This window comes from Nocardia sp. NPDC060255, from assembly GCF_042727395.1.
In the GTDB taxonomy this organism is placed as follows: Bacteria; Actinomycetota; Actinomycetes; order Mycobacteriales; family Mycobacteriaceae; genus Nocardia.
Window position 1 is genome coordinate 170,805 of record NZ_JBHXAU010000008.1, and the last position, 14,148, is coordinate 184,952.

The 14,148-nt window shown below is 65.5% G+C and carries 13 protein-coding genes; 9 read left to right on the forward strand and 4 right to left on the reverse strand.

What is annotated here, in order from left to right:
- Nucleotides 1–1,473 precede the first annotated feature (1,473 nt).
- The 3 genes from ACFWF1_RS17505 (at nt 1,474) to ACFWF1_RS17515 (ending at nt 3,504) form a co-directional block, all read left to right on the forward strand.
- Nucleotides 1,474–1,965 (forward strand): hypothetical protein, encoded by a 492-nt coding sequence (locus tag ACFWF1_RS17505; protein WP_379288998.1) that lies wholly within the window; start codon nt 1,474–1,476, stop codon nt 1,963–1,965.
- Between the two features lie 205 nt (nt 1,966–2,170).
- The gene (locus ACFWF1_RS17510) at nt 2,171–2,602 is read left to right on the forward strand and encodes a helix-turn-helix domain-containing protein (protein ID WP_379288996.1); all 432 of its coding nucleotides are present in this window, start codon (nt 2,171–2,173) and stop codon (nt 2,600–2,602) included.
- Nucleotides 2,599–3,504: an alpha/beta fold hydrolase gene (locus tag ACFWF1_RS17515; protein WP_379288995.1), complete on the forward strand. Its 906-nt coding sequence runs from the start codon at nt 2,599–2,601 to the stop codon at nt 3,502–3,504. Before ACFWF1_RS17510 ends, ACFWF1_RS17515 begins: the two co-directional genes overlap by 4 nt.
- A gap of 1,367 nt (nt 3,505–4,871) precedes the next feature.
- Here the strand turns inward: ACFWF1_RS17515 and ACFWF1_RS17520 are convergent.
- From ACFWF1_RS17520 to ACFWF1_RS17530, 3 genes are all read right to left on the reverse strand, one after another.
- Nucleotides 4,872–6,485, reverse strand: coding sequence for an FAD-dependent monooxygenase (locus tag ACFWF1_RS17520; RefSeq protein WP_379288993.1), 1,614 nt, complete (start codon nt 6,483–6,485; stop codon nt 4,872–4,874).
- 55 nt (nt 6,486–6,540) lie between these two features.
- Nucleotides 6,541–7,155 (reverse strand): TetR/AcrR family transcriptional regulator, encoded by a 615-nt coding sequence (locus ACFWF1_RS17525; RefSeq protein ID WP_379288991.1) that lies wholly within the window; start codon nt 7,153–7,155, stop codon nt 6,541–6,543.
- A 117-nt stretch (nt 7,156–7,272) separates the two neighbouring features.
- Nucleotides 7,273–7,614: a DUF1844 domain-containing protein gene (locus ACFWF1_RS17530; protein ID WP_379288990.1), complete on the reverse strand. Its 342-nt coding sequence runs from the start codon at nt 7,612–7,614 to the stop codon at nt 7,273–7,275.
- A gap of 369 nt (nt 7,615–7,983) precedes the next feature.
- Here ACFWF1_RS17530 and infC point away from each other — a divergent pair, with 369 nt between their 5' ends.
- From infC to ACFWF1_RS17550, 4 genes are all read left to right on the forward strand, one after another.
- Nucleotides 7,984–8,697: a translation initiation factor IF-3 gene (gene infC, locus ACFWF1_RS17535; RefSeq protein ID WP_379288989.1), complete on the forward strand. Its 714-nt coding sequence runs from the start codon at nt 7,984–7,986 to the stop codon at nt 8,695–8,697.
- A 58-nt stretch (nt 8,698–8,755) separates the two neighbouring features.
- Complete coding sequence (rpmI, locus tag ACFWF1_RS17540) at nt 8,756–8,950, forward strand: 50S ribosomal protein L35 (RefSeq protein ID WP_135236040.1); 195 nt, start codon at nt 8,756–8,758, stop codon at nt 8,948–8,950.
- 167 nt (nt 8,951–9,117) lie between these two features.
- Entirely contained in the window at nt 9,118–9,498 is a 381-nt protein-coding gene (gene rplT / locus ACFWF1_RS17545; RefSeq protein ID WP_107655317.1) for a 50S ribosomal protein L20, read from the forward strand.
- Nucleotides 9,499–9,536: 38 nt separating this feature from the next.
- The gene (locus ACFWF1_RS17550) at nt 9,537–10,334 is read left to right on the forward strand and encodes a TrmH family RNA methyltransferase (protein WP_379288988.1); all 798 of its coding nucleotides are present in this window, start codon (nt 9,537–9,539) and stop codon (nt 10,332–10,334) included.
- Nucleotides 10,335–10,540: 206 nt separating this feature from the next.
- On the opposite strand, the gene ACFWF1_RS17555 is transcribed toward ACFWF1_RS17550, so the two are convergent.
- Nucleotides 10,541–11,119: a TetR/AcrR family transcriptional regulator gene (locus tag ACFWF1_RS17555; RefSeq protein WP_379288986.1), complete on the reverse strand. Its 579-nt coding sequence runs from the start codon at nt 11,117–11,119 to the stop codon at nt 10,541–10,543.
- Nucleotides 11,120–11,222: 103 nt separating this feature from the next.
- Here ACFWF1_RS17555 and ACFWF1_RS17560 point away from each other — a divergent pair, with 103 nt between their 5' ends.
- The gene (locus ACFWF1_RS17560) at nt 11,223–12,650 is read left to right on the forward strand and encodes an MFS transporter (RefSeq protein ID WP_379288984.1); all 1,428 of its coding nucleotides are present in this window, start codon (nt 11,223–11,225) and stop codon (nt 12,648–12,650) included.
- Between the two features lie 411 nt (nt 12,651–13,061).
- Complete coding sequence (pheS, locus tag ACFWF1_RS17565) at nt 13,062–14,123, forward strand: phenylalanine--tRNA ligase subunit alpha (RefSeq protein ID WP_379289036.1); 1,062 nt, start codon at nt 13,062–13,064, stop codon at nt 14,121–14,123.
- The last annotated feature ends 25 nt before the right edge of the window (nt 14,124–14,148 follow it).

Below are 14,148 nucleotides of genomic sequence, written 5' to 3' on the forward strand. Positions count from 1 at the left end.
CCGACACCCACCACCTACCCGCGCCCGGCCCCACCCCCCCGGCCGCGATCGCATTCCCGCACCCTCTATCGAAATACGCACTGACTCTCGGGATCTGCACTGGCTTTAGGGCCCTATTCCGAGTGCAGATCCCGAGTGAGAGTGCAGATTTCGCCGACGGCACACCCCCGGGGGCCCGTTGACCGTGCATCCGCAGACCCCTCCGTCAGGCGTACAGACTTTCCGTACGCCTCACACCCGCTATACGTCCGTTGCTGTGAGGCGTACGGAGTGTCTGTACGTCAGGAACACCGGCTAACCATCGAGTCGAGTCATATGGTCGCTAAACGATCTTGACCAGCAACCATATGACTCTGCTCGATGACGCCCAACGACCATTTGACTCTGCTCGTTTTCCCCGAGCATCTTTGAACCGGACCACAGCCAGTCCTCACGCTGGAACACAAGCGTTGCCCATCACAAGCCGCGGAAGAGCAGGTCGGGTACCCCACCTGACGCGCCCAGCACTACTCCGGTCATCTGATGAACCAGTCGACAACCTTTGAGCCAGCACACCACCGGAGTTCTCTGTGCGTATACCAACCCGGACCAGTACACGTAGAGACCCTCGGGGAGGTGGACCTATCCGGGCAAGTGCTTCTTAGGACTCCAGGCGATGACCTGTTCAGTGAGCTGAAGACCTGATCCCATGTTTTCTTGTGAGTAGTGCTGGGCGCGTCAGGTGGGGTACCCGGCTTTAGGTGTGCGTCAGGTGCGCGGTGTCGCGTTCTGGAGGTGGTCATCTGGCTGTGGTGCTGTTTTCGAGCCCTTCGGGAGAGTTGGGATATTGGGCGATGGTTTGGTAGTTGGTTGAGATGCACACAGCCTTTGTGTGGTGTGTACACCCTTTGGGGCACGCGGACATCCGTATAGCGGGTGTGCCGCTTAGCCAAAGGGGGAGAGCTTCGTTCAATCTGTTGGGGGTATTCGAAGAATCAACTAAGTGTGCGAAGAGGTTTGGGTGAATGGGGGTGCGGGGTTCCGGTAACTGTTTACAGGAGAAGGCAATTGGGGAGGGGTGGGCCTGCGCTTTTGTCTTTCCCCAGTCGATGGTGGTCTTGGTGGCGATTACGTGTGATTCTATTTGCAAGTGTGAACCTTAAACGTAGAGCTGTGGCTCGTCATCTCGTTACAGTCGTAATCGCCATAGTGGCAGCGGGTTTCGTTGCTGTGCCCAGTTCGTTGGCGGAGCCGCCGACCACTCCGGCGCCGCCGTCGATGGCGCCGCGGACGCAGCCGATACCGCTTCAGCCGGATCAGCAGTCGCGGATCTATTTCAAGATTCCGGCTGCCAACGAAATGGTCCGGCTGCAAACGCATTTCACGGTGCCGCCGAAACCGCCCAGGGTGGGGACAATGTTTTTGTGGCCGGGGCTCGAGCCTCGCGATGGGGGCAGAAACTACTATCCGATCGGCCTCGGTGTTCTGCAGCCCGTGCTCACGTGGGGTGACGCCTGCGCCCCGGTGCAGCAGCCGCCGACCTACTCGACCTGGTGGATTTCCGGACAGTACGTCAACGTGTACTCCAAAGACCCGCGCTACGCCGACTGTCACTCCGGGCGGGCGATGTCATTGAAGGTCGGCGAGGCCCTCGACATCGACATCGCCTTGAACTCGGCCACCGGCGTATGGACGCAAACCATTACCGGACAATCGGGTTCGGTGCGCTACTCCATCAATATGGCGAGGCAGGCGCAGAACATGGCCCTGTTCGCGATCGAGCCCTGGGACAACGCGACGATCCCCAACCGGCTCGTCTTCTCCGACACCACGATCACCTTCCAGAACGAAGCCAAGCAAAGCTGCCTCACCCCGGAACTCACCTACACCGGATCGGGCGGAACCATCACCCCGCCCACAACCACCGACGGCCGCCGCTGCCACATCGACACCGTCACCGTGATCCCGCCGCGCAGTGCGGCATGACACGTTCGATCGCGTAGTCACCGGCACACGGCAGCTGCACTTCACGAGTGAAGGTCGCCGTCGTGTGCCGTTGGTCATGGATGCCGCTGGGGGTGGTCCGCGAGCGGAGGGAGCGCTGCGGGTGTTTGGGCGTCCACCTTCTGCACACCTAACTTCTCTAAACTTCCCTATTGCGATGTTCGATAGGGAAGTTTAGAGTCATTTAGTGACCGATCGCCTGTACTCAGTTGAGCAAGTCGCCGAGCGTCTCGGCCTGCACGTCCGGACGATCCGCAACTACGTGCGGGACGGGCGGCTCAATGCGGTGCGGATCGGGAAGCAGTATCGGATCGCGGAGACGGATCTCGAGGCGTTCACCGGGCTGCCGGTGCCTGCCCCGATGCGTGACACGGTGGGGCGGCAGCGACACACCGAGGTGTCGAGCATCGTTCAGGTGGAAGCGGTCAGTGCCGAGATGGCGGACCGCCTCACCACCCTGCTGATGGGTGCGGCCAACACGCGGTCGCCCGATGACGAGCCGCTGCGGATCGAGACGGCGTACGACGCGGAGCGGGCGCGCATGAAAGTGATTGTCCTTGGCGGCCTTGCCGATACGGCTCGGCTGTTCGAATACATGGAGGGGGTGCTCGCGTCATGAGCGAGCCAAATATCGCCACCGATCAGGGTGGCATGACCAAGATCTACAAGTCCGAGAGCGGGGCGGCCAAGGTTCGCGAGCGTTACGAGGAACTACTCAGGGAATGGCCCGTACCGGCTGAACACCTGCGCGTTCCGACCCGCGAGGGGGAGACCTTCGTCGTCGTCTCGGGTCCGCAGGACGCGCCGCCGCTCCTGTTGCTGCACGGATCGGGCGCGAACACGACCATGTGGCGCGACGAGATCACCTCCTGGGCAATGCATTTCCGCACCTACGCGGTCGACATCATCGGCGAGGCCGGTGCCAGTGCGCCGTCGCGCCCGCCCCTCGACTCCGACCGGCTCGCGCTGTGGCTCGACGATGTGCTGGAAAACCTTGGACTCGAAACCTTTTCGGTTGTCGCCGCCTCCCTCGGTGGTTGGGTGGCACTGGACTATGCCGTCCGCAGGCCGGGGCGGATAACGCGCCTCGCCCTGCTGTGCCCCGCTGGTATCGGCGCGCAGAAAATGGGCTGGCTCCCATTAGCGTTGTTCCTCCGCTTCTTCGGACGCCGCGGCGTCCGGCAGACCGCACGCATCGCCACCGGCCTGGACACAAAGTTGACCGAACAAGTCCTCGACGACATAGTGCTCACCTTCACCCAGTACAAGCCGCGCACCGAACGACTCCCCATATTCTCCGACGAGCACCTACACAGCCTGACCATGCCAATGCTGGTAATAGTCGGCGCCCGCGACGTCATGCTCGACTCCGCCACCACCGCCGGCCGAGTCCGCCACTCCGTCACCAACGCAACAGTGCACATGCTCCCCAACGTCGGCCACGCAATCCTCGGCCAAGCCGAAACGGTGCTGAACTTCCTCCTCGCCGAACGCCCGGCCCACCCACCACTAACCCGATAACCGGCCCCACCGCACCGCGCACGATTCGCCCGGCCGCACCGAATTCGAACGGCAAACCCATGCGCGACAAGCTAATCCGTCGGCAAACTCGTGCGCGGCACGCTAATCCGTGCACGGCAGGCCAAACCATACGCGAAGCGCCGGTGTGTGCGCGTGCCGCGAGTTTCGGCACGCGATCCTTGAGCAGACCGCCGCTGTCACGCAGTTCCTCCTCGGCGCGGTATCCGCGCAGTCGCCCGCACCCTGCCGCGCGCGGATTGTTCAGTTGCGCACGGATTGGCTAGCAAGCCCTGACGCAGCATGCGAGTCCGTACGCGGCAGGCCAGACCAGCGCGGAGCGCCGGTGTGTGCGCGTGCCGTGAGTGTGGGCGCGCGATCCTTGAGCAGACCGGCGCTGTCGCGCAGTTCCTCCTCGGTGTTGTATCCGCGCAGTTGGCCGCGCCCTGCCGCGCACGAATTGTTCAGCTGCGCACGGATTGGCTGGCAAGCCCTTTCGCGGCATGCGAATCTGTGCGCGGCAGGCCAGACCATGCGCGGTGTGCCGGTGTGTGCGCGTGCCCCAGACCATGCGCGGAGTGCTGTTGGGTGTGCGTGTCGTGGATGTCGGCGCGCGATTCTCGAGCGGACCGACACTGTCTCGCAGTTACTCCCCGGTGAGGCTGTCTCGCGACTATCCGCGCCGCGCACGAATTGTCTTGCTGCGCACGAATCGGCCAGCAAACCATTGCGCGGCAGGCGAATCCGTGCGCGGTGGCACGAACTGTGCGCGGCAGGCCAATTCGTGCGTGTGTGGCGAGAGTCGGGCCCGCGAAGGTTGGCGCTGCCTCCCAGTGCGTACCGGGCAGTCGCCTGCACCGTGCCGCGTATGAATTGTCAGGCTGCGCGTGAATCGGCTGGCAAACCCCCGCGCGGCAGGACGATCCGTGCGCGGCCGGCCGGTTGGTGCACGTGCTGCGAGAGCAGGGCATGCGATCCGTGGGCAGGTCGATGTGGTCTCGCAGTTTCTCTGTGCGAGTAGCCGCTGGTGGTATCTCGCGACCAGTCGAACAGCCGATCGTACTGTGCGCTGCGGCGCTTGAATTGTCTGGCTGCGCGCGAATTGGGTGGCAAAATGTTGCGCGGCTGGATGATTCGTGCGCGGCTGGCCGGTTGGTGCACGTGGTGCGAGGGCAGGGCATGCGATCCGTGGGCAGGTCGATGTGGTCTCGCAGTTCCTCTGTGCGAGTAGCCGCTGGTGCTATTTCGCGACCAGTCGAACAGCCGATCGCACTGTGCGCTGCCGCGCTTGAATTGTTCGGCTGCGCGCGAAATTGCTGGCAAAACGTTGCGCGGCTGGATGATTTGTGCGCGGCAGGGGGATCGGTGGGTTAGTTCAGGGGTGGGCCGAACCAGCGGGTCAGGGCTTTGTGTAGGCGATCTGAGTTGGGGTGGTCGACTCCGTCGGATGCCCACGCCACGTATCCGTCCGGCCTGATCAACAATGCTGCGGCGGGTGTAGGCGCTGTGGCGAGTGCAGGGGATGCTGACGCTGGTGCTGGTGCTGGTGCGGGTGCGGGTGCGGGTGCGGGGGTAGTGGTTGCGGTGATGATGTCGAGTCGGTCGTGCCATCCGGCTGCGATATCGGTGAAGTTTGTGTTGTTGGTGAGTGTGAGGAGTACTGGGCGTGCCTTGCGGAGGAGTTCGGCGACTCGTTGGGGGCCGTCGGAGGTTTCGAGGGTGAGGTCGGGGACCATTCGGCCGGCGAGGGGGTGTGGGTCGTCGGTTTCGTAGCGGGTGTCGGAGCCGGACATCAGGCGGGCGATGTAAGCCGTGTTCTCCGGCTGTTGGAGTAGTTCGCCGAGGAGGGTGCGCATTGCGGTTACTTCGGGGCCGGGGGCGAAGAGGGCGGTTTGGGCTAGGGAGCTCATCATTACGCGGACGCCGATCGGGTGGCGTTCGGTGTGGTAGGTGTCGAGCAAACCTGCTGGGGCCCAACCGTTTATCGATGCGGCGAGCTTCCAGCCGAGGTTGGCTGCGTCCTGGAGGCCGAGGTTGAGGCCGGGGCCGCCCATGCCGGAATGGACGTGGGCGGCGTCGCCGACGAGGAACACGTTGCCCGCGCGGTACCGTTCGGCCTGGCGGGTGTTCTGATTGTCGATGCGGCGCAATGCATGTGGGCCAGGACCGCGCGGCGCGTCCATCGGCAGGTCGACGCCGAGTACTCGTCGCACGCTTGCGCGCAGTTCCTCGAAGGTCATCGGGGTGCCGTCGGGCACCGGTTCGACGCCGAACTCCATGCTGGCGATGAGCGGCCTGCCTGGATCCAACTCGGCGAAGACGAAGCCGCCACGTTCTAGTCTGTTGTGCCCGAAGGGAAGTCGCCCGAATCCGGGAATGTCGAGGCCGCCGTCACTGGTCCGCAACTCGTCTGGCAACCAGACGTGCCCCATCCGCGTGATGCCGTCGGTCGCGGTGTAGCCAGGGAAGTCGATGCCGACCTGTTTGCGGACGAAACTCTTGCCACCGTCGGCGCCGATCAGGTACCGAGCGCCGAGGCGATAGTCACCGTCAGGTCCCGTCACGGTGATGTCGACGCCATCGTCGCGCTGAGCCAGCGCGCTGAGCCGGTGCCCCCACCTGATGTCAACGCCCAGTCCGGCAGTCCACTTCTCCAGCAGCCGAACGAGTTTCGGCTGCGGGATGCCGAGAAAGGTCATCGGATTGTCCGGCAGCTCGGCGAACGACAACGGCAGCCCACTGAAGAAGTAGGCGGGCAGCGGCTGCGGCGCACCGGGCGCGCCGCCGAACTCGTGGTAGAGACCGCGCATGTCCAGTAGTCGAATCACCTGGCCGACAAGGCCGTTCGCCTTCGGCTCAGCGCTTGGCGCGGGAAGTCCGTCCAGCACGATGGCGTGGACACCGGCCAGCGCGAGTTCGCCGGCGAGCATCAGCCCGTTGGGTCCGGCACCGGAAATGACTACGTCGACAGAGTTTTCGGGCATGACAAATACACCCCTTGTTCGATGGTGGGTTTAGTGCGGTGTGAGCGTTGTCAGGTCAGCGCGGAGGTTCGGGTAGTCCGGCGGCCACTTGGGCGAGGGCGCGGCGGAGCAGCGTGGTGATGTGGACCGGCGGATCGGCATTGAGGTACGCCACCATGACCGCTTCGGCGATGGTGGCGACAGTGCCGGCGACCAGGCGCGGATAGATGTCGCGCAGCGGGTCGGTGCCGGTGCGTTCGGCGATCAGCTCGAGCCAATCGTCGGAGATCTCTTTGGACATGGCGTGCCGCAATTCCGGCGCGTTGAACAGCTTCCGGATCTCGGCCAGTTGCTGCGGACTCGGCAGGGTGAACTGCATGCCATCGTCCTCCAACGGCTCGAGCATCGAAGCGGTGATTGCGGTCCAGAGCGGCTCGTCTGCCGGACGTTCCCGCAATATCGCGAGACTGCGGCGGATCCGCACGATCTGCCGATAGACGATCGCGTCGTGCTTGCCGGTGAAGTAGTTGTTGAACGTGCGCACCGAAACCCCGGCGCGCGCCGCGATGTCTTCGCGGGTGACGTTCTCCATGCCGCGCTCGAAAGCGAGCTCCAACGCGGCGGTGCTCAACGCCATGCGGGTATCGAGCTTCTTGCGTTCGCGCAGTCCGAGCACTTCTTCATCCGGCATGAGCACAGCCTACCGAAAAAACGTGCCCGGTGGGCAAAATTTCCCGCCGGGAAACATTAACGGCAGCGCGAACCGGGCGAAGGCCAGGTCAGCGCTGCCGCGCGGCGTTGCGAAAAATCAGTAGACCGGACCGGTGTACTTCTCGCCCGGCCCCTTACCCGGCTCATCCGGATGCGCCGACGCTTCCCGGAACGCCCGCTGCAGCGACTGCAACCCCTCACGAATCGGCCCCGCATGCGGCCCGAGGTACTCCACCGAAGCCGTGACCAGCCCGGCCAGCGCCGTGATCACTCGCCGCGCCTCGTCCAGATCGCGCCGCGAACTGCTCTCCGGATCCTCGTCCGCCAGCCCGAGCTTCTCCGCCGCCGAACTCATCAGCATCACCGCGGCCCGGCTGATCACCTCGACCGCGGGGATGTCGGCCAGTTCGCGCACGGAGTTGTCGAGCTCTTCTGTCATGCTCATCAGGCTAGCGACGCGACCTGCGGTCCGATGAATCGGCCGAGCTCGACGCGCGGTCGCCGGGCCGATTCGGCGATAGCCGAACAGAATGTTAGACTTTCCGCTGACGACCGCCCCTGGTTGTGTCTTCTTCCAAGATTTCGAGCCTGGGGCTGATAAGTGGAGCCCGACTCCCACCGTTGCCGACGAGCGATCGTCAGGTCAAACGGTCCGGTCACCCGCCTTCTCGGAGGCGGGTTTCTTGTGCCGGGGTTCTCTCGCGAGAACCCCGGCACAAGATCGCACGCGAGGCTTTGGCGTGCGCTGACCGGTCGACTCGGGCCCCGTAGCGGAATACCGCTCCGGGGCTTTTGTGTTGAAAAGGGGTTGCAGTTATTGCGCGCGGTCGTCCTGACGACACCGCTTGACCTAGGAGGCCCCATCAGCACTGAGACCCGCATCAACGATCGCATCCGTGTTCCCGAGGTTCGGCTCATCGGACCCAGCGGCGAGCAGGTTGGGATCGTGCGTGTTGAAGATGCACTACGCGTCGCCATGGAGGCAGATCTCGATCTCGTCGAGGTCGCTCCGGATGCACGTCCGCCGGTCTGCAAGATCATGGACTACGGCAAGTTCAAGTACGAGACGGCGCAGAAGGCGCGCGAGTCTCGGAAGAACCAGGTGCAGACCGTGATCAAGGAGCAGAAGCTCCGCCCGAAGATCGACGACCACGACTACGCGACCAAGAGGGGCCATGTCATGCGCTTCCTCGAGGCCGGGTCGAAGGTCAAGGTCACCATCATGTTCCGTGGACGTGAGCAGTCGAGGCCCGAACTGGGCTACCGGTTGCTGCAGCGTCTCGCGGCGGACGTGGCTGACTTGGGGTTCGTCGAAACCTCGGCCAAGCAGGACGGTCGCAACATGACCATGGTCCTCGCGCCCCACAAGGGTGCGAAGACGCGAGTGAAGGCACAGCAGGAGTCCGCAGCTCCGCGGCCGCAGCAGCCCGCTGCGCAGCCGAGCCCCGCGCCCGCTGAAGCCGTCGCCGCAGACACGACGCCCGCTGCGGCTCCGGCCGAGCAGGCCGAGTCGCCGCAGTAATACCGATAAGAGCCGGCGGTCCGCAAGGGCCGCCGGGACGAGACAGATAGAGGAATCCATGCCGAAGATGAAGAGCCACAGCGGCGCCTCGAAGCGATTCAAGGTGTCGGGCCGAGGCAAGCTGCTTCGCCAGCAGGCGAACCGTCGCCACCTGCTCGAGCACAAGTCGTCCCGCCGGACTCGTCGTCTGGATGGCACGGAGGCCGTCGCGTCCGTCGACGTCCCGCGCGTGAAGAGGCTGCTCGGTCTCTGAGAGACCTACCCGTAGCGATTGCTTGCAGATCGCTCGAAAGGGCCAGCGATTGCTTGCCGGTCGCTCGAAAGAGCCCGTGAGCAAACCGCGTTCCGGATTCCGGACGCCGACCAACTGACAAACTCCGGGTGCCGCATGCGCCCCCTAGATCGACAAAGGACTGACCCATGGCACGCGTCAAAAGGGCCGTCAACGCTCAGAAGAAGCGTCGTTCCATCCTCGAGGCCTCCAAGGGCTACCGCGGGCAGCGTTCGCGCCTGTACCGCAAGGCCAAGGAACAGCAGCTGCACTCGCTCACCTACGCCTACCGGGACCGCCGGGCGCGCAAGGGTGACTTCCGCAAGCTGTGGATCGCCCGCATCAACGCCGCGGCGCGTCTGAACGACATCACCTACAACCGCTTCATCCAGGGCCTGAAGGCCGCGGGTGTCGAGGTGGATCGCAAGATCCTCGCCGAGCTCGCCGTCTCCGACGCCGAGGCGTTCGCCGGTCTCGTCGCGATCGCCAAGGCCGCCCTGCCGCAGGACGTCAACGCGCCTGCCGCGTAAGTCACCGGGTGACAAGCGAATATCTTTCGGAACGACCCGTGGACGCGCTCTCGGAGCGCAATCCACGGGTCGTTTCCGCTGTCAAGCTGCAGCGCGGTGCGCAGCGTCGCAAGGCCGGGCTCTTCCTCGCCGAAGGGGCCAATTCCGTTGCCGCGGCATTGGATACGGGACGGGTGCAGGAGCTGTTCTACTCCGCCGGTGCCGCGGCTCGCGAGCATGAACTGGTCGCCGGTGCCGCCGGGATGGGCGTGCGCACCACGCTGGTCAGCGATCGCGCCGCGCAGCAGCTCGGCGAAACCGTCACCGCGCCAGGACTTGTCGCGGTGTGCGAGCTGATCGACGTGCCGCTGGCCGATGTGCTCGCGACCGCGCCGCGGATGCTCGCCGTGCCCGTCGAGATGGCCGAACCCGGCAATGCTGGAACCCTGATCCGGGTCGCCGATTCCGTTGGTGCGGATGGGGTTGTGCTGGCTGGTGATTCGGTCGACCCGCATAACGGGAAGTGCGTGCGGGCGAGCGCGGGCAGCCTGTTCCATGTGCCGATCGCGCGGCATCGCGACGTCGGCGAAACGCTGGATTCTCTTGCGGCGGCGGGCATCACGATCCTGGCCACCGCCGCGAACGGTGAGGTCGATCTCGATGACGCCGATGAACTGTTCGCCGGACCGGTCGCCTGGCTGTTCGGCAACGAAGCGCACGGGCTGGATCCTGAGGTCACGCAGCGCGCCGACCACCGCATCAGCATCCCGATCCGTGGCCGCGCCGAAAGCCTGAACCTGGCCACCGCCGCCGCCATCTGCCTGTACGCGAACTCCCGCGTGCGCTACGCAAAGTAGACCGCCGCACGCCTTCTGACTCCCCGCACCACGACTTGCCGCGCCAACACGCGTGCATCTGTCAGAAGTGGTGCGGCCATGGGTAGTGGATGCGTACGTTGTGCGTGCTAGTGCCCGGCCGCAGTGGCTGCACGCCTTCTGACCTCCCGCACGCCGACTTGCCGCGCTGACATGCGTGCGTGCGTCAGACGTAGTGCGGCGGCAGATCAATCGTCGAGCACCGCGCAGTCGTTCAGCATTTCGGTTGCCCACTGGGGTGCGACCGCATCGGGGCCCGCTACTTGGATTGCGCTGAGGACGGTGAGCAGCATGCCGGTGGCGATGAACTCGCGGGCCTGATGGACGTCGGCGCCGGTGAGGTCGCGCACCAGTTGGTAGATGTTGCCGAAGCGGGTGCGCACCTCGTCGCCGATCGCCGGGTCACCGCTGGCCGCGAAGCCGTGCAGGAACAGTTGGAGCATCTCCCGGTCGGTCAGGAAGATGCCGAAGCCATGGCCTAGGGCGTGCAGCCCTTGCTCCGGTGTCGCGTCCGGCTCCGCCTCTCCGCGCGCCGCACGGAACACCTCCTCGATCCGGTCGCACACTCGATGCATCGCACTGATGAACAGGTGCTGTTTGGTGCCGAAGAGCCGGATCACGTACGGCTGGGAAACGCCTGCGCGCCTGGCGATCTCGTCGGTGCGGGTGGCCGCGTAACCGGATTCGGCGAAGGCGGAGACGGCGGCCTGCAATACCTGCTCGCCGCGCTCCGAGGCGGTCATCCGGACCCTGGTCGAACTCGACATCGTGCTCCATTCCGCTCGTCCGCCCCGTTGGTATTGACATGTTATCAGTCGATGCATACTCTTCGGCTCTGTAGTTATCAGTCAATTACAACAAAGGCCGATCATGACCGAAATCCTCGAACCCGACGCCGTACTGGCCCCGGTCGAGCCCACGAAACCCATGAGCGGCCGCGCGGTCGCCGCAGTGCTCGCCGCTGTCGGCATCCCGATGTTCATGGTCACGCTCGACAATCTCGTGGTAACCAACGCGTTGCCGATCATCCGCACCGAACTCGGCGCCTCACTGTCGGATCTGCAGTGGTTCATCAACGCCTACACACTGTCCTTCGCCTCGATGCTGCTCACCGTCTCGGCGATCGGTGACCGACTCGGTCGCCGCCGGATCTTCCTGGCAGGCATCGCGCTGTTCACGGTGGCGTCGGCGGCCTGTGCGCTCGCCACCGAACCGTGGATGTTGATCGCGGCCAGGGTCGTGCAGGGCTTCGGCGGCGCCGCAGTCATGCCGCTGTCGCTGACCCTGCTGTCGGCGGCGGTGCCGGAGCGGATGCGCAGCGCCGCGATCGGGATCTGGGGTGGCATAGCCGGACTCGGCGTCGCGGTCGGGCCAGTCGTCGGTGGTGCGGTAGTGGACGGGCTGAGCTGGCAGTGGATCTTCTGGCTGAATGTGCCCATCGGCATCGCCGTTGTGCCGTTCGCGGCCCGGGCGCTGCGCGAGTCGTACGGCGGCGCCCGGCGGCTCGACCTGGTCGGCTTGGTGTTGTCGGCGAGCGGGGTGCTCGCGGTGGTGTGGGGCGTGATCCACGGCGCCGACGACGGCTGGACCTCGGCTGGTGTGCTCGGCTGCTTCATCGCGGGCGCGGTGCTGCTGACCGGTTTGATCGCGTGGGAACTGCGGACACCCGATCCGATGCTGCCGCTGCGTCTGTTCCGCTCGCGCGCCTACCGGATCAGCAATGCGACGAGCTTCACCTTCGCCATGGGTGTCTTCGGGTCGATCTTCCTGCTGGCGCAGTACTTCCAGGTGGTGCAGGGCTACAGCCCGCTGGAATCGGGCATTCGCACCATGCCGTGGACGATGGTGCCGATGGTGGTCGCCCCGATCTCCGGTCTGCTCGTCGACCGGATCGGCGCCCGCGCGCTGCTGGCGTCCGGTCAGCTGATGTTGGCGATCGCGCTCGGGTGGATGGCGGCGATCACCTCTGTCGATGCCACCTACGGCTCTTTCGTCGGCGCGTTCGTGCTCGGTGGGATCGGCATGGGTCTGACGATGCCGCCGAACGCCTCGGTGGTGATGGCCAGTGCCGCCCCGGATGATCGGGCGATGGCCTCGGGCACCAACAGCACCCTGCGGGAGGTGGGTGTCGCGATGGGTGTCGCCGTGCTCGCGTCCGTATTCGCTTCGCACGGTTCGTATCTCAGCCCGCAGGCGTTCGTCGACGGCCTTGTGCCCGCGATCTGGGTCGGCACCGCCATCGTCGCGGTCGGTGCGGTCCTCTCGTTACTACTGCCTGCCAAGATCACTCAAGCCTGACGGGTAGTTCACACACCGATGCCGGTCGACTCTGCGGAGACGGCCGGCATCGGCGGATCTGCGGGCACGGAGTCGGTGGCCGGCGTGATCGACGATGGACCGGCGGTCCATCATCGGCATGGGTCTGACCATGCCGCCGAACGCCTCGGTGGTCATGGCCGGTGCCGCCCCGGATGCTGGACCGCCGGTCCGGCGGCGGGGGAGCTGACTGATCGGCCGCAGTTGTCCTCGAGAAGACCGCGCGACCGGGTGGCTGGCACCGCTCATCCGCAGCGCAATCGGTGTCCCACCGCGCACCGGGGAATCCGGATGAACTGGATATGGCGCATCCAATAGGATTCCACCAGCAGCAATGTGGGCAGGGAACCAGCCGTGCCCGCGAACCGATCCCCAGGGGAGAGTCGAACCATCGTGGCCGACGACAACGACGCAGTCGAGCAGAACGCGACGCTGACTGAGGAGGCACTGGCCGCCGCGGCGGCGGCCGCCGAGAAGGCGTTCGCCGCTGCGGCCGACCTCGATGCGCTCGCGGTCGCGAAAACCGAGCACCTCGGCGGCAAGGCGCCGCTCGCGCTGGCGCAACGCGCGCTGGGCAGCATCCCCAAGACCGAGAAGGCCGACGCGGGCAAGCGGGTCAATGTCGCGCGCGCCCGGGTGTCCGAGGCGTTCGAGCAGCGCCGCGCGACGTTGCTCGAGGAGCGGGACGCGGCGGTTTTGGTAGCCGAGGCGATCGACGTGACGCTGCCCGCCCGCAGGCACCCGTTCGGTGCCAGGCACCCGGTCACCGTCATCTCCGAGCAGGTCGCCGACGTCTTCGTCGCGATGGGCTGGGAGGTCGCCGAGGGCCCCGAGGTGGAGACCGAGCACTTCAACTTCGACGCGCTCAACTTCCTGCCCGACCACCCGGCCCGCACCATGCAGGACACCTTCCACATCGCGCCGGAGGGTTCGCGCCAGGTGCTGCGTACGCACACCTCCCCGGTGCAGGTGCGCTCGCTGCTGTCGCGCGAGCTGCCGATCTACGTGGTGTGCCCCGGTCGGACCTTCCGCACCGACGAGCTCGACGCCACGCACACCCCGATCTTCTCCCAGGTGGAGGGGCTGGCCGTGGACAAGGGCCTGACCATGGCGCACCTGCGCGGCACCCTGGACGCGTTCGCGCGGGCGCTGTTCGGCCCGGAAACCCGAACCAGGATGCGCCCCAACTACTTTCCGTTCACCGAACCCTCCGCCGAGGTCGACGTCTGGTTCCCGGACAAGCGGGGCGGCGCGGGCTGGGTCGAGTGGGGCGGCTGCGGCATGGTGAACCCGAAGGTGCTGATCGCCAGCGGGATCGATCCCGAGGTGTACAGCGGGTTCGCGTTCGGCATGGGCCTGGAGCGGACGCTGCAGTTCCGCAACGGCATCCCGGACATGCGCGACATCGTCGAGGGCGATGTGCGTTTCACGCTGCCCTTCGGCATCCGGTCCTGACCCCACCCTTCGATCGAGAGAGCGA

What these genes read in the sequence shown, in the direction of transcription:
- ACFWF1_RS17515 (WP_379288995.1), top strand. Translation starts at nt 2,599, where the DNA reads ATGAGCGAGCCAAATATCGCCACCGATCAGGGTGGCATGACCAAGATC.
- ACFWF1_RS17520 (WP_379288993.1), bottom strand. Translation starts at nt 6,485, where the DNA reads ATGCCCGAAAACTCTGTCGACGTAGTCATTTCCGGTGCCGGACCCAAC.
- ACFWF1_RS17525 (WP_379288991.1), bottom strand. Translation starts at nt 7,155, where the DNA reads ATGCCGGATGAAGAAGTGCTCGGACTGCGCGAACGCAAGAAGCTCGAT.
- ACFWF1_RS17530 (WP_379288990.1), bottom strand. Translation starts at nt 7,614, where the DNA reads ATGACAGAAGAGCTCGACAACTCCGTGCGCGAACTGGCCGACATCCCC.
- rpmI (WP_135236040.1), top strand. Translation starts at nt 8,756, where the DNA reads ATGCCGAAGATGAAGAGCCACAGCGGCGCCTCGAAGCGATTCAAGGTG.
- rplT (WP_107655317.1), top strand. Translation starts at nt 9,118, where the DNA reads ATGGCACGCGTCAAAAGGGCCGTCAACGCTCAGAAGAAGCGTCGTTCC.
- ACFWF1_RS17555 (WP_379288986.1), bottom strand. Translation starts at nt 11,119, where the DNA reads ATGTCGAGTTCGACCAGGGTCCGGATGACCGCCTCGGAGCGCGGCGAG.
- ACFWF1_RS17560 (WP_379288984.1), top strand. Translation starts at nt 11,223, where the DNA reads ATGACCGAAATCCTCGAACCCGACGCCGTACTGGCCCCGGTCGAGCCC.